The sequence below is a fragment of the Ruegeria sp. ABF4_144 genome (genome assembly GCF_056160045.1).
The window spans coordinates 3,026,530-3,048,642 of the sequence record NZ_JBSWWK010000001.1; the positions used below are offsets into that span (position 1 = coordinate 3,026,530).

Sequence of the window (22,113 nt, forward strand, 5' to 3'; positions counted from 1 at the left end):
CATCCTATTAAGACTCGCGTCAGGGAGTCTGATGATGAATGTGCACACCACCCCAAAGACCAAAGGTTACGGCATCTCGGTCGAGGAACTGACTGGGCGTGTTGCAATCTACCGCGACAATACCCTTTTGGCCGAAAGCACCAACGCCAAAGTCATGTATGAAACGCGGCTGCCGGCCACGATCTATATCCCGCGGGATGACGTCCGTATCGATCTTGGCGACGAAACCGAGTTGCAGACCTTTTGCCCCTTCAAAGGCACCGCGACATATCACGATGTCATTCTGGATGGTCAACGTCTGGCAAACTCTGTCTGGGCCTACGAAGATGCGCTGCCTGAAAGCACGGCCATTCAGGGCCATATCGGATTCATGCCCAACGCCTATACGCGGATAGATCTGGGCGAAAACGCTCTGCGCGATCCCGAGGATGGAAATATCAGCGGCCCGCTGATCGACTGGCTGATGCGTGGCGCGTCCGAAAACCAAACCCCCGAGGCCTTCACCAAAGCGCTGGCCGAAAAGATGCTGGAGCACGGCATCGCCATTCAGCGGCTCAGCATTCTGGCCTGGTCGTTGCATCCGCTGATCGCGGGCAAACACTATATCTGGGAAAAGGGCGAGGCCGAGATTTCAACCAATGTGCCAACCTATGAGATTCACGACCACCCGGCCTATATCAACAGTCCACTGCGTCATGTATCGAACGGGCTGGGCGGGGTGCGTCAGCGGCTGAACGACGAAAACCCGCAGAACAGCTTTCCGATCATGGAGGATTTGCGCGCCAAAGGTGCGACCGACTACGTCGCCATGCCGCTGCCGTTCTCGGACGGGCGGACCAATGTTTTAACTCTGACCTGTGACCACCCGGACGGGTTCACCACCGAAAACCTTGGGTTGGTGTTCGAATGTTCCTCGGTCATAGCCCGGTTCTACGAGGTCTTCATGCAGCGCGAAAACGCGCAGGTTCTGCTGGAGACCTATGTTGGCAAACGCTCTGGCGCGCGGGTTCTGGGGGGTGAAATCCGTCGCGGTGACGGCGATGAGATCGACGCCGCAATCATGTTCTGCGACTTGCGAAACTCCACCAGTCTGGAAGAAGAGCTGGGGCGAACCGCCTACATCAACCTGTTGAACGAGTTCTTTGAGACCGTATCCGGCATTGTGCATGACAATGGCGGCGAGGTTCTCAAGTTCATCGGCGACGCTGTGCTGGCAGTATTCCCGGCTGGAGACGACTCGGAATCGGCACGCTGGAATGCCCAGCGGTCAGCCATCGAAATCGTCGAAAAACTGGGCGAATTGCGCCAATCCGGATCAGACATTCATTGCGACTGTTCGATCGGTGTTGCCTATGGTCGGGTCACCTATGGCAATGTCGGATCACGCGAACGGCTGGATTTCACCGTCATCGGACAGGCCGCGAATGTTGCGGCGCGACTGGGAGAGTATGGCAAAAAGGTCGGCCACCGTATCGTTGTATCGGCCGACATTCAACCTGCCTGTGCCAATGCGATGCCGCTGGGCGATGTCAAACTACACAATGTGTCCCAGCCGGTCATATCTTACGCCCTGCGAACCTCGGCAGATGCGGTTTTGAACGGCTGACACCAGCCCGAGTTCAGATCACGCACCCAACAGGATCAGCGCGGTCTGAGCCGGTGAAATCGTGCTCTGCAACTGGGCAATCTGGCTGCGCGCCAGATACCGGTCCGTCAGTTGCGCCACCGCTGCTTCATCGGTGAACTGTGCCAGATCATCGGACCCAGTCAGGCCTGACAATCGATCTTTGAACACGTTAAGCTGTCGGTCGATATCCAGTTGAGCAAAGCTGGACGGCAATCCCAGCGCGGTTTCCATCATACTTCGCAGCGGCGGCAGGCTCATCAGATCGAACCATTTTGTATCTGCGCTGCCACTTTGCCCGGCCAGATCGGCTAGGGCGTGCTGTGCATAAAGCGCAATGCGCATGGTATCGTCGGAATTGCCAACCGCAATCTCGAACCGGGACACGTCATTGTCGCGCGCAATATCCTCCATGAAAGTCGCCAGCCCGGTTCTGCGTATTTCCCCCGGACCCAGACCGAACGCTTCGGAAAACTCGCGATATCTGCCGTCAGATAAACGGTTTGACAGAGCGTCATCGGCGCTGGTGCCATCGGACAGCACCTTCTGGATGAAGTAGCGATTGTTTATATCGTCTTCCAAACCGAAAGCGCCCAATGCGACCTGCAGCAAGCGGCGGTCGGACACCAGATCCTCGGCCGTTTGCACCTTTCCGATGTTGTCTAGAAAGTACTGCCGCTCCCTCTCATTGACAGATGACGACGAAAAGCTGTCGAGCTGTGCGTCATAAGTGCGCTGTAGAAATCGCCAGCCCACCAAGCCCCCCGTAGGGATGACAGGCTGGAACGTCATTGCTGATATGCCATCAACCGTTCTTCGCGCGGCAATAACGCTCGCAAAGATTTCAGACACTTGTAATACTGCTCGGACAACAAGGCCTCGGTTGCCTCGGACAGCACCCTCCGGCTGTCTGCGTCAGTGAAGACCTGGCTCAGTTCTTCTACTCGGCGCAGCAGTTGCTGGCGGGCCTGTTCAGGCTCCATATCGCCGGACAACACAAGTTGGGCGGCATAGCAGACCCGACGTACCGGAGTGTTCACCTCTTCAGGGTGGATGGCGTCCCGCAAGCGTAGGACGTTGGCATCCGGCGTCATGATCGAAAAGCGGCTGCGGCGATCTCCGTTTTCAACAACCACGCCGTTAATCAACACCCTCTCTTTTGGGGCCAGTTTCAGAACCAACCCGCCCATCAGGTGGCCCCCCTTTGCCGCAGGCCACGCAGCACGGCCATGTTGATTTCAAGCAGGGGTTCCACAGTCGCCTTATTGCCCAGGACCTGGCTGCTGTGCTGTTCGGTGAATTCGGCTAGGTAGAAAATGCGCGCCCGCAACTCGGTGGGCAAGGCGTTGTCCGAATCCGTGACACCGCTGGCCAGAACGGTCCAAAGGCGACGATTTTCGTGCAGCGCCTGAACGAAACCGCCAAAGTCTGACTTTTGTCGGGCGGCCGCAGCCTTGAGCCGGTGCGTGATCTTTGAAATCGCCTCGTACTCGGTATCACGCGGCGTGCGCGTGGGGGCGGCGGTCTGTGCATAGGCGCGCTGTGCAAGAGTGTGCGGTGTCACTTGAAATCCTTCCAATAGTCCGTCTTTTGGCGATCACGGCTGGGGCGGGTTTCCACGCCCCAGCCAGGTTCCTTAGGTTAACGGAACAGAGACAAGATCGACTGCGGTGCCTGGTTGGCAATCGACAGCGACTGGGTGGCCAGCTGCTGCTGCACTTGCAGGGCTTGCAGACGGGCCGAGGTCTCTTCCATGTCGGCGTCAACCAGCGAACCGATGCCGGACTTGAACGAGTCAGCCAGATTCGAGATGAACTCCTTCTGCGTCTCGATCCGGCCCTGCGACGAACCGAACGCAGCCGAGGCGTCAATCGAGGTGTCGATCAGGGTTTCAATCGTTGCCATAGCAGCAGTTGCGCCAGCGCCGGTTGAAACGTCGATGCCGGTCAACGCACCCAGACCGCCCGAGCCTGCGTTCACGTACTGAGCCGAGAACGAGATGTCGTTGCCAGTTGCGTTGGCGACCGACAGCGTGCCTTGCGTGCCCGAGTCGTAGTCAACGGTCAAACCGGTGATGCCCAATTCGTCGATCTTCGCCTTCAGGCCCACAGCGACAAGGTCACCTGTGGTTGTCGCAGCGGCGTCGGCAGCCGAAACGGTATAGGACACAGTCTGATCGTTAATCGCGACAACGACCTTGTCACCCGCGGCAAAAGCACCGCTGGATTCGTCTGTCACCAGCGCGGTTGCCGAGGTTGCGCCGTTGTCAATGGTCGCACCTACCCGGTCATTGCCGGTCGAGGCGCCTGTCGACCCATCAAACACCTGTGCCGCAGTATAGCCGCCCGTAGACAGGTTCTGACCCGCCACAGAGATCGACGACGCGGTCACCGCACCTGTGTTGTCACGATCCAGCGAGGCCAGAATCGACGCAGAACCCGAGGACCCATCTACCAGATTCAAACCATTGAACTGTGCTGCGCTGACAACCGAGTTGATCTGATCTTTAAGAGCGGTCACGTCGTCGTTGATCTTGCCACGATCGACGTTGTCTTCTTGCGCGGCGACGATCTTGCCTTTCATCTGGGTCAGCAGATCGGTCACCGTTTCGGCGGCATTTCGGGCCACTGCTACGGTCGATTCACCCAGTGCCAGGCTGTCCTTAATCGCGTTGAAGCCATTGACGTCAGACTCCATAACTTTGGAGATCGCCCAGACGGCCGAGTTGTCTTTGGCAGTTGCAACGTCCTTACCGGTCGAGATCGCGTTCTGGGTCTGTGCCAGGTTCTTGTTGACCGATTTCAGAGTTTGCAGCGCAACCATTGCGCCATTGTTGGTCAGAATGCTGGACATAGCTTTCTTCCTTTTCCGTTCGGGCCCTTTGCGCCCATGCTTACCCCGCACCATCTGCGGGCTTTGACGTCTTTCTGATCAATGCGATCCGCCGTCGGGCTGTTCGCGCCACCTGCTGTTTCCAAGTGCCCGACCACCTTTGCCGCTGATCCCCTAACGGAGTGCTAAGGCGTCCAAACCAGAAAAATCGGATTTGAATCAAACCCGCCGCTATGCCCTTTTTTCCAGCTTTGCGTTGTGACGCACGGTGTATCCGTTGCGTTGACCATCGGCTCCATAGGTACTGAACTCCTGTCGCACACGGCGCAATTCGGCCATGCGGCTGGCCACGGCGCGAATCCCCTCGGCCGCGCTGTTCAGTAAGGCCTGATTGCGTTCGACCTTTTCTTGCAGGCGAATCAACTCAGCACTGTCAAAAACCTGCAGTTCATTGATTGCTCCGATCAGCTTTTCCTTTTCCGGTGCCATGTGATTCAACCGGTCCAGGTCACCGTCAACAAGCGCAGTACGCTCAAGCTCCAGCACTTCTTCCAGGGACTTGATCAGGTCGGTGTCAGCTTTGGTCGGCATTGGTTTTCTCCATCATGGACTGGAACAAAATTTCGGACAGGCCGACGCCACCGGATTCGGCCAGCGCGCGCGCCTGATGCTGCACAAGGAAGGAGGAAAACTGACCCTCCCCGGCGCCGCCGCCAAAAGACTGGCGCGCCTTGCCCAACCCCGAGGCCTTGAGCATTTCAGCCAGAAACGCGGCCTCCAACTCTACAGCGGCGGCCTGTACTTTCTGAGGAGTTGTCAGTGGTTGCGCGGCGGGAGGGGTCGCAGAAACCTTCATTGTTTTTCTCCGAAATTTGCATCGAACTTTCTTGATCAAAGGCGAAAGCGGTTAAAATAAACGTAACTTCCTGCGGGCAGATTTCCGGGTACACAAAAGGAGCCGGAGCGAAATGCCCAACCCTCTTTCAGCGGTGATGCCCTCACCAACCGCCACCGCAAAACCCGATGCGACCCCACACGAGGCCGGCGTGCGCAAAGGCGGTACGTCCTTTCAAACAGTCATGGATCAGGACACCGGTCCGCAATCTGGTGACGCTGAAACGGCTGACCTAGTGGTTCAAGACCCGGATGCAGCGTCAGAGCTTGAGGTCATCACGGAAGAAGTTGAATCGGCAGATATCCCAGTTGCACCGGATGACCAGCCACCTGAGGAAATTCGTCCTGTTGCTGCGGAAGCTGTTCCCAAAGCGGTTCTGGCTTCGGCCCCAAAAGAGCTGTTGGCAATCCCTTCAATGGCCAAGGCAGAGGTCGAGCCGAACGGGGACAGTCAGTCGGATCTTGCGGGGGGTGAAACTCAGCATGCAGTCGAAAGCAAAGCACAGCGTTCGGTTCCCCCGGCTTTTCAGGCTTTGATTTCCGGGGGTGAACATCCGAGGCGACCGACTGGAATCATCCTTAAATCGCAAAGCCTGCCGGTGGGACCGATCATCGCGGACCAGCGACCGAAAGAAATACCCGTCCCGTCGGTCTTTTCCGATCCGGACCGGCATGTGCCGCAACACGCGCCAGTGGCTGAGCCGATGCCAAAAGCCTCGAAACTCCCTGATCGCGTGCCGTCTCTTGTCCAGATGCAACTTCTGGCGACCGAAAAAACCAGCCTTCAGGTCGAAACACAGCCGATCCCCGAGGTAGAAGACACACAGGCCGTCAGAGAAGCCCCAACCGTTTCAAGCCCGCGCGAATCGGGACCTGCTGTTCAGGCGATGACTGCTACCGCCCGCGCTGAAACAGCGCGTGCAATCGCATCCCAGATGGCAACCGCAATCAATGTACGACCGCATTCCGGCACCATCGAGGTTGCCCTGAATCCCGAAGAATTGGGGCGCGTTTCAATCGTTTTGAATGGCCGCGACGATGGCTTGCATCTGACCATCAACGCAGAGCGCCCCGAGACATTGGACATGATGCGCCGCCACCTCTCGGTTCTTGAGGCCGAGTTCAAGAACTTTGGCCTGGGCGATCTGTCCTTTGATCTGGGCACATCCGCCGATTCACCGCACGACGGGCCTGATGGGGAAGACAGCAATGAGTTCTCCGCCCCTCAACCTGAAAACGCCGCCGAGACTGGCCCGGCGCGCCCACACATTGCCCCTGACGGGCGAATCGACATGAGGCTTTGACCATGATCACCCCAACGCAATCGACAACTCAGGCCACCGCACCCGCGCAAGCGGCCTCCAAGTCGCAAGCTGCATCTGTGGCATCTGACTTCGACACTTTTCTGTTGCTGATGACTACCCAGGCAAAGAATCAGGACCCGTTGGAACCGATGGATTCAAGCGAATACGCCTCACAACTTGCGCAGTTTTCGATGGTCGAGCAGCAGGTGCAAACCAACGAGGCACTGTCGGAACTGGTGCTGTCACTGGGCGGCGTCAAGCTGGAAGAGCTAGCCAATTGGGTCGGCATGGATGTGAAAACCACTGCGGCTTTTCACTTTGACGGTGAGCCCGTGACCCTGTCCGCACAGGCCGCAACAGCGGCCGATGGCGCAGTCATGGTCGTCCGTGACAGCAACGGCAATGAGGTCGAGCGGATTTCCGTCCCGGTGACGCAAACCGACTTTGTCTGGGCTGGCACAGCGAGTGACGGCAGCCCATTACCAGCAGGCAGTTATTCGGCGACGCTGGAAAGCTATGACGGCGATGAATTGCTGTCGACCCAACCCGTCGCGTCCTACAATCAGGTGGTCGAGGCGCAGGTCGGAGAGGACTCGGTCTTGTTGACGCTGGAAAGCGGTCAGGTCGTTCCGGTGGGAATGGTAACAGGGGTTCGCGCCGGAGCTTGATCTGCAGGGCGCGACAGGCCAAACCTGTGCAACCTGCGACTCGCTTAATGTACCGGTGGCCCCTCTGTCTGACCCGATTACCCCTCCATTGGATCTTGTCGATGACCTGCGCGACCGGGGGCTGGTTGCGGGGGATACGCGCTTTCAAACCCTGTATGGCGGGCGCACCAATCAGGTCTGGAAGGTGTTGGAAGAAAACGGCGGTAAGGTTCTGAAACTTTATCGCGCCGGGTTGCGCAATCCGTTGTTCCGCAACGATGCTCAATTGGAAGCGCAGTGCCTGACCGCTTTGGAGCCCACGGGGTTTGTCCCCCGTCTTCGCGCAGCCGGCCAGCATGAACATGGCCGGTGGGTGTTTTATGACCATGCACCGGGCACGCCCTGGCGCGAGGGGGTGACTAATGTGGGGAAGCTGCTGCGCACACTTCACGCGCTCGACCTGCCAGTCCAGGCTCCGAGAGGATGCAACGGCAGCGCTGATCTGGCGCGGCACGGGCAACGCATTCTTGACGTCTGTGGCTCGCCAACGCGGCGTCGGCTGGAACAATTGAAGCCCGACGAGCAAGTGCCACCAACCACTAATACCTGCTTGATCCATGGCGATCCGGTTGCCGGGAACATTCTGGCCGCACCGTCCGGCCTGACCCTTATCGACTGGCAATGCCCGGCGCGGGGTGATCCGTGTGAGGACCTGGCGTTGTTTCTTTCGCCGGCAATGCAGCACCTTTACCGCGGCGCGGCTCTGTCTCCGGCTGAAGAGCGTCAGTTCCTGTCGGCTTATGATCACAGGGAAACGGTCGAGCGGTTCAAGTCGCTGCGTCGATGGTACGCGTGGCGGATGGCAGCCTATTGCCTGTGGCGTATCGAAAATGGTGCTGCCGACTACGCCGAAGGGTTGGAGCTGGAGCTGGAAGCGCTCTGACCGCTACCAATCCGCAAGCGCCATCGCCGCATAAGCAGGCGGCATCAATGCACGACGCCAACGTCCAAGCGGAAATCGTTCCGGGGCGCGTGCTATTGGGGCTGGTAGTTTCGCATCCTGCCCCAGAACCATCCGGGCCAGCGCACGCCCGCAATAAGTGCCCATTGCCACTCCATTTCCGTGGTATGCGAACCCGGCGAACATCCCCGGCTGACCTTCCACAGGACCAACATATGGCGTCAGACCCCGCGACAAGCAAACCATACCGGACCACATATGGGTCACCTCAGCGCCCGCCCATTCCGGAAACATCTGCCTGAAATCTTTGACAGCATTGCGCCGAATGGCAGCCTCGGCCCTTGGAGAAGACAGCAGCCCTCCACGCATTCCGAACAGAAACCGACGGTCAGGCATCAGGCGGAAATAGTGCAGCAGATGGCGGGTATCATAAGCCATCTGATCCGAGGTCCAGCCCTGCGCTTGCAACTCGGCCTCGGACAAGGGGCGGGTTACCAGAACCGTGGATTGAGCAGGCATGTAGCGACCCGCCATCCACGGCGGGATGTCCTCGCTGGAATAACCGTTGGTGCAGATCAAAACGGTTTTGGCCCTGATCCGACACACCCCAGTCTCTAGGTCGAAGCCGGCTTGAGTTCTGTGAATCGATTGAACCGCACTTTTCTGGAACAGATCGACCCCCCGCGACCTTGCCGCGCGCGCCAGTCCGAACAGGTACTTTCTGGGGTTCAGGGCAAAACCGACCGGGTGGGTATAGCCGCCAAGAAATCCGCCGCCCATGCCAAGCGCAGGCAGATCACTGGGTTCGTGAAGCGTGCCCTCATCCTCGGCGTGCTTGCGAAGCCGTTCCATCGCCCGCGGGGTGTGGGCCAGTTGGGTTTCGCCTCGCGAATGCACATCCGCATCAATGTCATGGGTGGCTAGCAGATCGGCAACAAGGTCAACCGCGCCCTCCTCAGCTTGCGCATAGCGGTGCGCATCGGCCTCACCGAACTGGCGAACCATCGCGCCATGGCTCAGCTTGGAGCCGCCCAGACAACAAAACCCGCCATTGCGCCCCGAGGCCCCCCAGCCGGGCGTTTGCGCCTCAAGCACGGCAATGGACGCGCCCGCCTTGGCAAGATGCAACGCGGCTGAAAGCCCAGTGAACCCGCCGCCAATGATGGCAACATCAACTTCACCGCCATCTTGCAGCACTGGCCAATCCGGGCTGTCAATCGTTTCATCCCACCAGCAGTTGGTCCGTGGACCGGGGCCATAGGTATAGTCAGGAAACAGCCGTTTCATTCGGTTCGCGCTGCCGCCATCTCATCCCGCTTTTGCCGCACCATTGCGCGCTTGGTCACCAGTGAGGCGGTGATCACGCCAAGGGTGACAACAGCGATCATGATCGTCGATAGCGCATTAATTTCCGGACTGACCCCCAGTCGTACGGCCGAGAAAATCCTCATCGGCAAAGTCGTCGCCGACGGCCCCGCGGTAAAGGATGCGATCACAAGATCATCCAGAGAGAGTGTGAAAGCCAGCAGCCATCCCGAAATTACGGCCGGGGCGATGATCGGCAGTGTTACCAGACGAAACGCTTGCGCCGGAGAACACCCCAGATCAAGCGCGGCCTCTTCCAGTGATTGATCGAAGGTCACAAGGCGAGAAGAGACGACCACGGAAACGAAACACATCGAAAACGTCGTGTGCGCAAGCACAATGGTCAGGATACCACGATCCAGCCCGATACCGATGAACAGCAGCAACAGAGACAGGCCGGTAATCACCTCGGGCATAACCAATGGTGCGTAGATCATGCCGGAAAACAACGTCCGGCCAAAGAAACGCCCCCCGCGCACCAACACATAGGCAGCGGCGGTACCCAGAATTGTTGCAATCGTCGACGAGAAAACCGCAACGCGCAACGTCACCCACGCGGCGTCTAAGACTTGCTCGTTTTGGAAAAGCTCACCATACCATTTGGTCGAAAACCCGGCCCAAACCGTCACCAATTTGCTTTCATTGAAGCTGAAGATGATCAGGATAACCATTGGAATATAAAGGAAGGCGAACCCCAGGGTCAGGGACACGGTATTGAACCAGCTTAGCCTGCTCATTGTTCTGCCTCCGCCTGTTTCTGCTGGTTGCGCTGGAACAGCACGATCGGGATCACGAGGATCAGCAACAGCACCACGGCCACGGCGCTGGCCACCGGCCAGTCGCGGTTCGAGAAGAACTCCTCCCACAGAACCTTACCAATCATCAGCGTGCCTGAACCGCCTAGAAGTGACGGGATCACGAACTCACCAATCACTGGGATCATGACTAGGAAACAGCCCGCGATGATACCGGGGCGCGACAGCGGGACTGTCACTAGCCAGAAGGCTTCAAGACGCGAGCAGCCAAGGTCTTCTGCCGCCTCGATCAGCGATCCGTCCATCCGTTCCAGCGACGAATAGATCGGCAGGATCATGAAGGGCAGATAGGTATAAACGATGCCGATATAGACCGCCGCGTTGGTGTTCAGAATGGTCAGCGGGGTCGAAATAATGCCCGTCCACAGCAGGAACTGGTTCAGATAACCTTCGTTCGACAGGATGCCCATCCACGCATAAACCCGGATCAGGAACGAGGTCCAAAACGGCAGGATCACCAGCATCATCAATGTCGGCCGCCATTCCGCAGGCGCGCGGGCCATACCGTAGGCGATAGGATAGCCCACCAGCAGCGTCAGAAAGGTGGAAACCACCGCGATCTTGACGCTGGAGAGGTAGGCTTTCCAATACAGGTCATCCTCGGTCAGCCAGACGAAGTTTTCGAAATCCAGCTGACTGAAGAAATCCCTGATCCCGGCCCAGCCCTGTGACAAGTCCAGTGTTGGCGTATACGGCGGGATAGCCAGTTCGCTATCCGACAGAGAGATTTTCAGGACGATGAAAAACGGCACCAGAAACAGCGCCAGCAGCCAGACGTATGGAACGGCAATCAGAAACGCGCGGCGCATCAGTTTGCCAGCAGGACCGCAGCCGTTGCTGTCCAAGACAGCCAGACCGGGTCTTCCCATGTGAACGACCGGCGCGAGATCCGGCGGGTATTGGCCGTCTGCGCCTTGATAATCGTACCGTTCGGCAACTCGACGTGATAGGTGGACAAGTTGCCCAGATAGGCGATGTCATGTACCTTGCCCTGCACCGCATTGATCGCATCCGCTGGGCGGTCGGCCGAGATCGTCACCTTCTCAGGCCGGATCGCAAGGTGGCAGGACTGACCATTCGAAACCCCGTTAGCCGAAGTCGCCGTTAGAGGTGCCTGACCCTCTGCCCAGTCGATCTGATAGGTATTTTCACCGTTGGCCGAGGCGCGGCCCTCAATGATGTTCACATCGCCAATGAAATCCGCGACATATACCGAGTTCGGGTTCTCATAGATGCGATCCGGCGTCGCGACCTGCATCAGCTTGCCCTGATCCATAACGGCCACTCGGCTGGCGACGGTCATCGCCTCTTCCTGATCGTGGGTGACGATCACAAAGGTGGTGCCGGTCTTTTCCTGGATATCCATCAGTTCGAACTGCGTGTCCTGCCGCAGTTTCTTGTCCAGCGCGCCCAGCGGTTCGTCCAGCAGCAGCAGCTTGGGCGCCTTGGCCAGAGACCGCGCCAGCGCCACTCGCTGACGTTGCCCGCCCGAGATCTGGTGCGGCTTGCGGCGGGCAAATTGCTCTAGCCGGGTTAGGCGCAGCATTTCCTCGACACGGTCCTGTAGATCATGCTTGGGCATGTTGTCCCGACGCAATCCAAAGGCGATGTTGTCCCAGATGCTAAGGTGCGGAAACAGCGCGTATGACTGGAACATCATATTCACCGCGCGTTTGTTCGGCGGGATCGGGTCGATGTCCTGACCGCCCAACATGATATGACCTTCGGTCGGTTTCTCGAACCCTGCCAGCATCCGCATCATTGTGGTTTTGCCGCAGCCTGACGGCCCCAGCAGCGCAAAGAACTCGCGCTCAAAAATGTCCAAAGACAGGTTGTCGATGGCCGTGAAGTCTCCAAACCGTTTGGTGACATTCCGGAACTGGATCAAAGGTTTCGCCTGCGGGTCTTCCCACGGCGCAAAAACGTCAGAGTTCAAAGCGGCCCCCGTTCGACAATCTGGAAAAAGGCGCAAGGCGGCCCGCGCCGCCCTGCGCAGTATCGGATCAGGTGCCCGATTTGATCTTGGTCCACATGCGCGTCACGATGCGCTGCGTTTTCTGCGGGTAAGGCCCTTTGATATAGGTATTCGCCATTGCCTCTTCCGACGGATAGACGGCCGGATCACCGATTACGTCTTCTTCAAGGAATTCTTGCGAGGCCTTGTTGCCGTTGGCGTAATACACATAGTTCGATGCGGCGGCCATGTTCTGGGCGTCCAGCATGAAGTTGATGAACTTATGCGCCCCGTCCGGGTTCGGCGCATCGACCGGAACCGCCAATTGGTCGAACCACATCTGTGAGCCTTCTTTGAACGCGTTATAGGCGATCTCAACGCCATTGTCGGCCTCGGCCGCGCGATCCCGCGCTTGCAGCACGTCGCCCGAGAATCCGACGGCCACGCAGATATCTCCATTGGCCAGCGCGTTGATGTATTCCGAGCTGTGGAACTTGTTCACGTAAGGACGGACCGCGGCAAAGACCTCTTCTGCCTTGGCGATATCGTCCTTGTCGTGCGAGTTCGGATCGAGGCCCGCATAGACCAGCGCCGCAGGCACCATCTCATCTGGGGCGTCAAGGAAATACACGCCACACTCAGCTAGTTTCTCCATGTTTTCCGGATTAAAGATCAGCTCCATCGAGTCCAGAGGCGCGTCCTCACCCAGCACTTCCTTGACCTTGCTGACATTCACGCCCAGCCCGGTGGTGCCCCACATGTAGTTGACCGAATGCTTGTTACCGGGGTCGAACTGCGAGACACGTTCAGCAATGACATCCCACGCATTGCCGATGTTTGACAGCTTGGCCGCATCCAGCTCCTGGAATGCGCCCGCCTGAATCTGGCGGCTCATGAAGCTGCCGGTCGGAACCACGACGTCATAACCCGATCCGCCCGCCAGCATCTTGGTTTCAAGAACCTCGTTGCTGTCGAATACGTCGTAGATAAGCGTCAGGCCGGTCTCTTCCTCGAACTTCTTCAGAAGGTCCTCGTCGATATAGTCGGACCAATTGTAGACACGCACTTCTTCGGCAAAGGCCGCCGAAGTCCCCAATGCGATGACCGCAGTCATCGTCAGCGTTTTGATTGACATTTTCTTCTCCCTGCAAGTGTACGGGTATTTTCCCGCTTTTTTGGATTTGATCAAGTTTTGCGTTTTCCCCCGATCCCGCGTATGGTTTCAAAAGGTCAGGCACCTGGCAAGCTAACAACATTGGAAACAGGGCAAACCAATTGGATTTGATCAAAAATAAAGCACCGAGAACGAAGGCAGAGGGTGAAAAACAGCCCGCGCATGAACAGGTATACCAAACCCTGAAAGCGCAGATCATGTTTGGCGAATTGGTGCCGGGACAGCCTGTCACGATACAGGGTTTGACCGAATCTCTAGGGGTAGGAATGACCCCGGTTCGCGAAGCGATCCGACGCCTGATTTCGGACGGGGCGCTGGTGTTTCAGGGCAACCGCAGGGTCAGCGTTCCGCTGCTGTCGGCCCGCGATGTTGAGCAGATGATATTTGCAAGATTATCAATAGAATCAGAGCTTTCAAGACGCGCAACCGCGAATATGAATCGTGCGGACATTGACAAGCTGGAGCGCATCGACCAGCAACTGGACCGCACCATTGCAGATGGCGACGTCAGCGGCTATCTGCGCCTGAACCACAGCTTTCACGAGGCGCTCTATTCCCATGCAAACGCACCGATTCTCAGCGATCTGACCGAGCGGCTCTGGCTTAGATTCGGTCCATCCCTGCGGGTGGTTTGTGGTCGTTTTGGCACACAGAGCCTGCCGGATTGGCACAAGGATATCCTTGCTGCGTTGCGCGCCCAAGATGCTGAAGGGGTTGCAAGAGCCACCGCGCGGGACATCGAGCAGGGGATGGAGCTGATGGCCGACGCCCTGTCCCACGCCTAGATTATTGCGATTCGATTGACAGAAAAAAATTTGATCATATTGTGAATGCCAACCGCTCTTTCAGGAGGTTTCCGGATGTCCACCATCACCAACCACATGCCCACCGCCGAATTGCAGGCGCTGGATGCCGCCCACCACATGCACCCGTTTTCGGCCAACGGATCGCTTGGGAAAGAAGGCGCCCGCGTCATCACCCGCGCCAAGGGTGTCTACCTGACCGACAGCGAAGGCGAAGAGATTTTGGATGCCATGGCCGGTCTGTGGTGCGTCAATATCGGCTATGGCCGCGATGAATTGGCCGATGCCGCCGCCCGCCAGATGCGCGAGCTGCCCTACTACAACACGTTCTTCAAAACGACTCACGTGCCAGCCATTGCGCTGGCCAAGAAACTGGCCGAGCTGGCGCCGGGCGATCTGAACCACGTCTTCTTCGCTGCAGGCGGGTCCGAGGCGAATGACACCAACATCCGACTGGTGCGCACCTACTGGGCCGAGAAAGGTCAGCCCGACAAGAACATCATCATCAGCCGCAAGAACGCCTATCACGGCTCGTCCGTGGGGTCCGCGTCTTTGGGCGGCATGGCAGGGATGCACGCGCAAGGTGGCATTCCGATCCCGAACATCCACCACATCAACCAACCGAACTGGTGGGCAGAAGGCGGCGACATGACGCCAGAAGACTTCGGCCTGGCCCGCGCGCGTGAGCTGGAACAGGCGATCTTGGAACTGGGCGAAGACCGCGTCGCAGCCTTCATCGCCGAACCTGTGCAAGGCGCGGGCGGTGTGATCGTGGCACCGGATACCTACTGGCCCGAGGTTCAGCGCATTTGCGACAAATACGACATCCTGCTGATCGCGGATGAGGTGATCTGCGGTTTTGGCCGCACCGGCAACTGGTTTGGTTCACAGACCGTCGGGATCAAACCGCATATCATGACCATCGCAAAAGGGCTCAGCTCGGGCTATGCACCTATCGGCGGGTCGATCGTGAATGACGAAATCGCTGAGGTCATCGGCGGCACCGAATTCAACCATGGCTACACCTACTCCGGCCACCCGGTAGCTGCAGCCGTAGCGCTGGAAAACCTGCGCATTCTTGAAGAAGAAAAGATCGTCGACCACGTCCGCGACGTCGCCGCGCCCTACCTGAAACAGAAATGGGAGGCATTGGCCGATCACCCACTGGTGGGCGAAGCCAAGATCGTCGGCATGATGGCCTCGATAGCGCTGACGCCGGACAAGGCCAGCCGTGCCAAGTTTGCCTCGGACCCCGGGACGGTCGGCTATATCTGCCGCGACCGGTGTTTTGCGAATAACCTGATCATGCGCCACGTGGGCGACCGGATGATCATCTCTCCACCGTTGGTCCTGACCCCTACGGATATCGACGAGATGTTCGTGCGCATCCACAAGTCGCTGGACGAGGCGCAAGCCGAGATCATCGCACAGGGGCTGATGAAAGCCGCGTCTTAAGAAAGCACCAAAAAAATAAGGGCGGCCTGACGCTGCCGCCCTTTTTGCCAGTGTCCTGCGGACACACCGTTCGGCGGACGCCGGTATTACGGCGTCTTGTAACTCCGACTCCAACTGTCTTCGTACTCTCCGAGTACTCTGGACAAGTCCAACAAGGACGCGAATAGCCTTGCGTAGACGTCCCTCGACATAAGGGGTTCGTTTTCATCCAGAACTTTTACCAGCCGCACAATGTCGGTCGCGAAGACATCGTAGACATCTTTGTCTGTGGATGTCGGATCCTGGGTCCAGATCATGCGATCATCGTAATATTGTGCTGGCTTCGGTTCGTCATCAATCATAGAGCGGCCTCATCAATTTGAAGCACACTTGGGACCGGTTAGAGCCTACACAACACCCATGGCACAAAGTCACAAGAGATTGGCCAAAACGACCAACCTTTTGCAGCTATGGCGCCGAAATACTGTCGCTGATCAGGGTTTTTACTGCAGGTCTAACGCAACCGCTCCAACAATCTGAGGCTCGCATATCCATCCGGCACCAGACCCTGTGCGATTTGAAAAGCCCGTACCGCATTGGTCGTGTTCGGCCCGGTGCGCCCATCAATACCCTGAGTGTCAAATCCGGCCTCGGTCAGGCGGGATTGCAATTCCTTTTTCTCCGTGAAACTCAAGACCCGGTCGTCGCGGGGCCAATCGCCATGAAACGGGGCGTGTCCGGCCAGACGGTCAGACAAGTGGCCGATGCCGATCACATAGGCATCCGCCCCGTTATATGCCTCAATCACGCGGAAATTGTCGAAGATCATCAGCGCCACGCCCTGCCCGCCCGCAGGTAGCAGGATGGCAGCTTGCCCATGGTCCGGGACCGGTTGGCCGTCACGTCCGACCACACCGCGTGCGGCCCAATCCGAAGGCAGCAGCGTGTAATCCCGCTTGGCGGTGGCAAAGTCGAACCCCTCGGGCAGGCGTACCTCGACCCCCCAGGGTTGCCCCTTGGTCCAACCGTGCCGCGCCAGATAAGCGGCGGCCGAAGCCAGCGCATCGGTCGGATCATCCGACCAGACATCCCGCCGCCCATCGCCATCGAAATCCACCGCGTGATCCAGATACGAGGTCGGCATGAACTGCGTATGACCCATCGCACCGGCCCAGCTGCCCAGCATGTGACCCGGGCTGACATCGCCCGCCTGAATGATCTGCAACGCAGCGATCAGCTGAGTCTCAAAGAACTGCGCCCGCCGCGCGTCAAAGGCCAGTGTCGCCAACGAGCGGATGGTGTGATCGCTGCCGCGGTACGTCCCGAATGAGGTCTCAAGCCCCCAGATTGCGGTCACGATCTCTTTCTCGACGCCATATTGCGCCTCGATCCGGGTCAGAGTTGCGTGATGGCGGTCCAACCCCGCGCGACCGTTCGAAACCCGCGTGTCCGAGACAGCGGAATCCAGATACTCCCAGATCGGTTTTGAGAACTCGGCCTGATTACGATCCCGTTCAATGATCTTCTTGTCATAGGCCAGCCCGGCCAAAGACCGATCCAGAGTGGCGGCCGAAATGCCCTGTTCAAGCGCCCGGTCCCGAAACGCCCCCAGCCACGCCTGAAACCGCGCGTTACCTTCGGTCGACACCCGATACTCCATTGCTGAGGGCCGCAGAACCGGTCGTAACGACACTGTCAGATCAGCCGAGGCCAATTGGATGGACGTCAACCCATCCGCTGTATTGAGGGATTCCGCCTGCACAATGGATGCCCATAATGCAGCGGCAATGACGCCACTTGTGCATTTACGCATTCCGAAATTCCTGATTACTGCTCAGGGTTAGAATAGCGCAAAACGTGAATTTCACAAAGGGCTCAGGTCGAAACTTCTGACGCAACCGGCCAAACCGGATAAGCTGCTGACATGACACCTTTTACCGATCCAAAAGTGGCGGATGCATATGATGCCCTGCCGAGAGAGGCCCGTACGGGCGCGCTAATCCTGCGCGAACTGGTCTTTGAGACCGCCGCGTCTTTGCCCACTGCACAGCCTCTGCAAGAGGCGCTGCGCTGGGGGCAGCCCGCTTATCTGGCACCTAAAGGGTCCACGATCCGGATCGGCACGCATAAATCGGCGCGTTTTGCGATGTTCGTGCACTGCCAAAGCCGGCTGATGGGCGATTTCACCTCGGCCTTTCCGGAAGAAGATCAGATCGATGGCAACCGGGCTGTCCTGTTTGACGATCCCGCACAAATCGATCCCACGCGCCACGGATGGCTGATTGCGCGGGCGCTGACCTATCACCTCTGACGGCGTTTTCGTTCGACCTTGCGTTTGATCTTGTCTTTCTTGCGTTTGGTGCTGACCGCCTTGCGCCGTGTTGGCCGCCCTTTCGGAGCACGCCCCCGGGGCAGAGCCTGATCGTCGATAGACAGCAATTCCAGTTCAAGTCCACCTGTCACGGGTGTGGCCTCGGTCAGACGCACCGTGACACGTTGGCCGATGGCGATGATCAGCCCGGTGTCTGATCCCATCAGGGTTCCGGCTTCGCGGTCAAAATGGAAAAACTCGCGCCCCAGCGACCGCACCGGCACCAGCCCATCCGCCCCGAAAACTCATTTCCCACCCGTTCGCTGAGATAGGCGGCCAGATACCGGTCGGTCGTATCACGTTCCGCCATCATCGAGCGACGTTCGGTATCCGAGATATGCGTCGCAGTTTCCTCCAAACGGGCAATTTCATCCTCGGTCAGACCGTCCTTGCCCCAGCCGTGTGCCGAGATCAGCGCACGGTGTACGATCAGGTCGGCATATCGTCTGATGGGCGAGGTGAAATGCGCATAGTTCCGCAGCGCCAGCCCGAAATGGCCGAAATTCTCGGGGTTGTAATAGGCCTGCGCCATCGAGCGTAGCGTCGTGAGATTGATCAACTCGGCATCCTCGGTCCCGGCGGCGGCATTCAGCAGCGCGTTCAGATGACGGGTTTGCAGCACCTGCCCTTTTGCAAGGTTCAACCCCGCCGCCTGCGCCGTTTCCCGCAGGCTTTCCAGTTTCTCGGGCGCGGGTTCTTCATGCACGCGGAACAACAATGGGCGTCGTTTGGCGATCAGCGTCTCGGCAGCGGCCACGTTGGCGAGGATCATGAATTCCTCGATCAGTTTGTGGGCGTCCAGCCGGTCGCGGAAGGCTACGCTTTCGACCTCACCTGAATCGCTGAGGACAATCTTGCGTTCTGGCAAGTCCAGTTCCAGCGGCTGCCGAACAGCCCGCGCCTTTTTCAGAGCGGCATAAGCGGCATAGAGCGGTTTTAACACAGGTTCCAACAGCGGCCCGGTGCGGTCATTGGGATTGCCGTCGATGGCCTCTTGCACTTCGGCGTAGTGCAGCGAGGCCGCAGAGCGCATTAGTCCGCGCACAAATCGGTGGCCAATCTTGTTGCCGTCAGCGTCGATCTGCATGCGAACTGCGATGCAGGCGCGCGGGACGCCTTCGTGCAGCGAACACAGGTCACCCGACAGACGATCGGGCAGCATAGGTACCACCCTGTCAGGGAAGTAGCTGGAATTGCCCCGCTTGCGCGCCTCACGATCCAGCGCGGTGCCGGGTTGCACATAAGCGGCGACGTCGGCAATCGCGACCCAAATCACATGGCCGCCGGGGTTTTTCGGATCGTCATCGGCATGGGCATAGCAGGCGTCGTCATGGTCGCGTGCATCCGAAGGGTCGATGGTCAGCAGCGGCATGTCACGTAGGTCCTCGCGGCCCTTTAGGCCGACGGGTTTGGCCTTGTCGGCCTCGGCGATGACCTTATCCGGGAAATCGTCCGGGATGCCGTGTTGGTGAATTGCGATCAGCGACACCGCCTTGGGTGCAGACGGGTCGCCCAGACGTTCCACGATGCGTGCGCGGGGCAGGCCCATACGGTTCTTTGGTCCGGCCTGTTCGGCCTCGACCAACTCACCATCCTTGGCCCCCAGAACAGCGCCATCATGGACCAACCATTCAGTCTGGCCGGTCTTGTCGATGGGCACGATCCGCCCGCCCTCGGCCCCTTTGCGAAAGATGCCGACAATCTTGCGCGGGTTGGTTCCGATGCGGCGGATCAGGCGGGCCTCATAATTGTGATCCTCTTCATGCACCACGGTTAGACGGGCCAGAATGCGATCGCCCTCGCCCAGCGCCGGATCACTGGCGCGCGTGATCAGCAGCACTATGGGCTCGACCCCTTCGCCGTGCCACTCCAGCGGACGTGCAAACAGATCACCGTCCGCGTTCGGCGCTTTCACCTGCAACACGCTGACCGGCGGCAGGCGATCCGGGTCGCGATAGCTGCGCTTGCGCTTTTCCAGATGCCCTTCGGCCTCAAGTTCCTTGAGGATACGCTTCAGGTCAATCCGGTCCGCGCCCTTGATGCCAAAGGCCTTGGCGATATCGCGTTTCGAAGTCAGGGTGGGGTTCGCCGAGATCCAGTCGAGGACCTCTTGCTTGGTGGGGATGCGAGTCATAATTCCGGCCTAGCATGACGGTGCGACGGCGTCATGACTAAAAAGGGTCAGGGTTTCAGATCGGCAACGGTGTCGACATCGCGCAACTGGTCCAACAAGGCCACGCGCGTGCCGGGAACAGAGGCCATCGTGTCAGCCAAAGCGTGCTCGGTCGACCAACGCACATCACGGAACAGACTCAGCGGCAGCGCACCGTATCTTTGCGCTCCGACCAGCCAGTAGCCTCCGTCTGGCGCGGGGCCGAAGACCATCTGGTCTCGGCCCAAAGCCTTGAACGCCTGAGCAATGTGCCCACGCGTGATGCCGGGAATATCCGCGCCGATCAGACAGACCGGCCCGTTCGGCATGCCGCGCAGCATTCGCCCCATCCGGTCGCCCAGATCCCCATGTCCCTGTGCCGCGCGTGGCAGATCTACAGGCCAGGTACGGCTGGTCAGCCCTTCACGATCAGGGGACACCGCCAACACGATCTGCCATCGTGGGTCGCGCAGTCGACGGATCAGCGACCGTGTCTGGTGCCGGAACCACCACGCCGCGCCAACCATGCCGATATCACGGCCCAGCCGTGTTTTCACCCGGCCCGGGCGCGGTTCTTTTACCATGATGACCAGAGTGCGCAGCATCACTCAGGCAAAATAGTCCCGCAGGATGCGCGTGTAGATCGCCTTGAGCTGTTCGATCTGAGCCACCTCAACGCATTCATCCACCTGATGCATGGTGCGACCGACCAAACCAAACTCGACCACCGGGCAATGGTTCTTTACGAACCGCGCATCAGAGGTACCGCCGGTCGTGGACATCTCGGGCCTGATACCGGTTTCCGCCTCAACCGCCTGCGCCACCAGTTCTGACAGCGGGCCAGGCGGGGTCAGGAAGCTCTCGCCCGAAATTTTAATGCGTACGCCAACCTCAACGCCATAGGCTTCGGCCACGTTTTGCGCCTCGGTCCGCAGCCATTCGCTGAGGCTTGCACCCGAGTGCAGATCGTTGAAGCGGATATTCACTGCCCCGCTGCATTGCGCCGGGATCACGTTGGTCGCTTCGTTGCCCGTGTCGATATTCACAACAGCCAACGTCGAAGCATCAAAGTGGTCCGAACCCCGATCCAGTTCATGACTGGCCAAGCGGTCCATAAGCCGCGCCATCGCGGGAAGCGGGTTTTTGGCCCGATGCGGATAGGCCGAATGGCCCTGCACGCCGGTCACGGTGAACCACGCGGTCATCGAGCCCCGGCGGCCGATCTTCATCATCTCGCCCATTGTGTTAGGGCAAGTCGGCTCACCCACCAGACAAACCGACATCTTCTCATCCGCTTCGGCCATGTAGTCCAGCAGCGCTGTGGTGCCGTCCAGCGCATCCGCCTCTTCATCGCCGGTAATGGTCAGGATCACAGCGCCATCAGGCGGCGTGTTACGCACGAAATCAACCGCAGCTGCCGCAAAGGCCGCCACGCCGGACTTCATGTCGGTCGTGCCGCGCCCGTACATCACGCCATCGCGGATTTCAGCACCAAAGGGCCGCATGGTCCAGGCGGCCTCATCCCCAATTGGAACCACATCGGTGTGCCCATTGAACCCAAAGCTGCGTGCGTGGCCCTTTTCGCCCCAGCGCGCGAAAAGGTTGCTGATGCCGCCGCGATCCACGCGGGTGCAATCGAAGCCCGCATCGGACAGGAGTTGTTCCAAAAGAACCAGGGCTCCACCTTCCTCGGGTGTGACCGATGGGCAACGGGTCAGGGCCGCTGTCAATTCTACCGGATCAGTCATAGTTGGCCCTCTTAGGTTCGTTTGCGCGCACAGAT

Annotated in this window: 22 protein-coding genes and 1 pseudogene; 7 read left to right on the forward strand and 16 right to left on the reverse strand. The window is 58.8% G+C overall.

The window, feature by feature from the left end; genetic code table 11:
- Positions 1 to 34: 34 nt before the first annotated feature.
- On the forward strand, positions 35 to 1,606 hold the full coding sequence (locus ACXAGD_RS15140; RefSeq protein WP_475211680.1) for a DUF427 domain-containing protein: 1,572 nt from the start codon (positions 35 to 37) through the stop codon (positions 1,604 to 1,606).
- Positions 1,607 to 1,624: 18 nt separating this feature from the next.
- Here ACXAGD_RS15140 and ACXAGD_RS15145 read toward each other — a convergent pair whose 3' ends face one another.
- From ACXAGD_RS15145 to ACXAGD_RS15170, 6 genes are all read right to left on the reverse strand, one after another.
- Positions 1,625 to 2,380 (reverse strand): DUF1217 domain-containing protein, encoded by a 756-nt coding sequence (locus tag ACXAGD_RS15145; protein ID WP_475211681.1) that lies wholly within the window; start codon positions 2,378 to 2,380, stop codon positions 1,625 to 1,627.
- Between the two features lie 32 nt (positions 2,381 to 2,412).
- Positions 2,413 to 2,814 (reverse strand): flagellar biosynthesis repressor FlbT, encoded by a 402-nt coding sequence (gene flbT, locus ACXAGD_RS15150; protein ID WP_475211682.1) that lies wholly within the window; start codon positions 2,812 to 2,814, stop codon positions 2,413 to 2,415.
- A complete protein-coding gene (gene flaF / locus ACXAGD_RS15155) occupies positions 2,814 to 3,188 on the reverse strand; it encodes a flagellar biosynthesis regulator FlaF (RefSeq protein WP_475211683.1) in 375 nt (124 codons plus the stop codon). Before flaF ends, flbT begins: the two co-directional genes overlap by 1 nt.
- 77 nt (positions 3,189 to 3,265) lie before the next feature.
- The gene (locus ACXAGD_RS15160; protein WP_475211684.1) at positions 3,266 to 4,477 is read right to left on the reverse strand and encodes a flagellin N-terminal helical domain-containing protein; all 1,212 of its coding nucleotides are present in this window, start codon (positions 4,475 to 4,477) and stop codon (positions 3,266 to 3,268) included.
- Positions 4,478 to 4,687: 210 nt separating this feature from the next.
- Positions 4,688 to 5,047, reverse strand: coding sequence for a flagellar biosynthesis protein FlgN (locus ACXAGD_RS15165; RefSeq protein WP_475211685.1), 360 nt, complete (start codon positions 5,045 to 5,047; stop codon positions 4,688 to 4,690).
- Positions 5,031 to 5,312 (reverse strand): rod-binding protein, encoded by a 282-nt coding sequence (locus tag ACXAGD_RS15170; protein ID WP_475211686.1) that lies wholly within the window; start codon positions 5,310 to 5,312, stop codon positions 5,031 to 5,033. The genes ACXAGD_RS15165 and ACXAGD_RS15170 overlap by 17 nt, the downstream gene beginning before the upstream one ends.
- Positions 5,313 to 5,424: 112 nt before the next feature.
- Between ACXAGD_RS15170 and ACXAGD_RS15175 the strand changes: the two genes are divergently transcribed.
- From ACXAGD_RS15175 to ACXAGD_RS15185, 3 genes are read left to right on the forward strand one after another with little or no spacing between them, the layout of a single operon-like run.
- Complete coding sequence (locus ACXAGD_RS15175; RefSeq protein ID WP_475211687.1) at positions 5,425 to 6,654, forward strand: flagellar hook-length control protein FliK; 1,230 nt, start codon at positions 5,425 to 5,427, stop codon at positions 6,652 to 6,654.
- A 2-nt stretch (positions 6,655 to 6,656) separates the two neighbouring features.
- Positions 6,657 to 7,322, forward strand: coding sequence for a flagellar hook capping FlgD N-terminal domain-containing protein (locus tag ACXAGD_RS15180; protein ID WP_475211688.1), 666 nt, complete (start codon positions 6,657 to 6,659; stop codon positions 7,320 to 7,322).
- A gap of 55 nt (positions 7,323 to 7,377) precedes the next feature.
- A complete protein-coding gene (locus ACXAGD_RS15185) occupies positions 7,378 to 8,244 on the forward strand; it encodes a phosphotransferase family protein (RefSeq protein ID WP_475211689.1) in 867 nt (288 codons plus the stop codon).
- Between the two features lie 3 nt (positions 8,245 to 8,247).
- On the opposite strand, the gene ACXAGD_RS15190 is transcribed toward ACXAGD_RS15185, so the two are convergent.
- The 5 genes from ACXAGD_RS15190 to ACXAGD_RS15210 all read right to left on the reverse strand — a co-directional run bounded on the left by ACXAGD_RS15190 (position 8,248) and on the right by ACXAGD_RS15210 (position 13,531).
- Positions 8,248 to 9,549 carry an NAD(P)/FAD-dependent oxidoreductase gene (locus ACXAGD_RS15190; protein WP_475211690.1) on the reverse strand — a complete coding sequence of 434 codons (1,302 nt, stop codon included), beginning with the start codon at positions 9,547 to 9,549 and terminating at the stop codon, positions 8,248 to 8,250.
- A complete protein-coding gene (locus ACXAGD_RS15195) occupies positions 9,546 to 10,364 on the reverse strand; it encodes an ABC transporter permease (protein ID WP_475211691.1) in 819 nt (272 codons plus the stop codon). Before ACXAGD_RS15195 ends, ACXAGD_RS15190 begins: the two co-directional genes overlap by 4 nt.
- Positions 10,361 to 11,251, reverse strand: a complete 891-nt coding sequence (locus ACXAGD_RS15200) for an ABC transporter permease subunit (RefSeq protein ID WP_475211692.1) — start codon at positions 11,249 to 11,251, stop codon at positions 10,361 to 10,363. Before ACXAGD_RS15200 ends, ACXAGD_RS15195 begins: the two co-directional genes overlap by 4 nt.
- Positions 11,251 to 12,378 (reverse strand): ABC transporter ATP-binding protein, encoded by a 1,128-nt coding sequence (locus ACXAGD_RS15205; protein WP_475211693.1) that lies wholly within the window; start codon positions 12,376 to 12,378, stop codon positions 11,251 to 11,253. The genes ACXAGD_RS15200 and ACXAGD_RS15205 overlap by 1 nt, the downstream gene beginning before the upstream one ends.
- 67 nt (positions 12,379 to 12,445) lie before the next feature.
- The gene (locus ACXAGD_RS15210; RefSeq protein ID WP_475211694.1) at positions 12,446 to 13,531 is read right to left on the reverse strand and encodes a polyamine ABC transporter substrate-binding protein; all 1,086 of its coding nucleotides are present in this window, start codon (positions 13,529 to 13,531) and stop codon (positions 12,446 to 12,448) included.
- Positions 13,532 to 13,671: 140 nt separating this feature from the next.
- Here ACXAGD_RS15210 and ACXAGD_RS15215 point away from each other — a divergent pair, with 140 nt between their 5' ends.
- Positions 13,672 to 14,355, forward strand: coding sequence for a GntR family transcriptional regulator (locus tag ACXAGD_RS15215; protein ID WP_475211695.1), 684 nt, complete (start codon positions 13,672 to 13,674; stop codon positions 14,353 to 14,355).
- Between the two features lie 75 nt (positions 14,356 to 14,430).
- Positions 14,431 to 15,828, forward strand: a complete 1,398-nt coding sequence (locus ACXAGD_RS15220; RefSeq protein ID WP_475211697.1) for an aspartate aminotransferase family protein — start codon at positions 14,431 to 14,433, stop codon at positions 15,826 to 15,828.
- 86 nt (positions 15,829 to 15,914) lie between these two features.
- On the opposite strand, the gene ACXAGD_RS15225 is transcribed toward ACXAGD_RS15220, so the two are convergent.
- Entirely contained in the window at positions 15,915 to 16,169 is a 255-nt protein-coding gene (locus tag ACXAGD_RS15225; RefSeq protein ID WP_475211698.1) for a hypothetical protein, read from the reverse strand.
- 152 nt (positions 16,170 to 16,321) lie between these two features.
- Positions 16,322 to 17,620, reverse strand: a complete 1,299-nt coding sequence (locus ACXAGD_RS15230; protein WP_475211699.1) for a lytic murein transglycosylase — start codon at positions 17,618 to 17,620, stop codon at positions 16,322 to 16,324.
- Between the two features lie 111 nt (positions 17,621 to 17,731).
- On the opposite strand from ACXAGD_RS15230, the gene ACXAGD_RS15235 reads away from it, so the two are divergent.
- The gene (locus ACXAGD_RS15235) at positions 17,732 to 18,118 is read left to right on the forward strand and encodes a DUF1801 domain-containing protein (RefSeq protein ID WP_475211701.1); all 387 of its coding nucleotides are present in this window, start codon (positions 17,732 to 17,734) and stop codon (positions 18,116 to 18,118) included.
- Here ACXAGD_RS15235 and rnr read toward each other — a convergent pair.
- The 3 genes and pseudogenes from rnr to dapE form a co-directional block, all read right to left on the reverse strand.
- Positions 18,109 to 20,312: pseudogene (gene rnr, locus ACXAGD_RS15240) on the reverse strand (ribonuclease R). The gene ACXAGD_RS15235 and the pseudogene rnr overlap by 10 nt on opposite strands.
- A 47-nt stretch (positions 20,313 to 20,359) precedes the next feature.
- Positions 20,360 to 20,935, reverse strand: coding sequence for a TIGR04282 family arsenosugar biosynthesis glycosyltransferase (locus ACXAGD_RS15245; RefSeq protein WP_475211702.1), 576 nt, complete (start codon positions 20,933 to 20,935; stop codon positions 20,360 to 20,362).
- 3 nt (positions 20,936 to 20,938) lie between these two features.
- A complete protein-coding gene (gene dapE, locus ACXAGD_RS15250; RefSeq protein ID WP_475211703.1) occupies positions 20,939 to 22,078 on the reverse strand; it encodes a succinyl-diaminopimelate desuccinylase in 1,140 nt (379 codons plus the stop codon).
- Between the last annotated feature and the right edge of the window lie 35 nt (positions 22,079 to 22,113).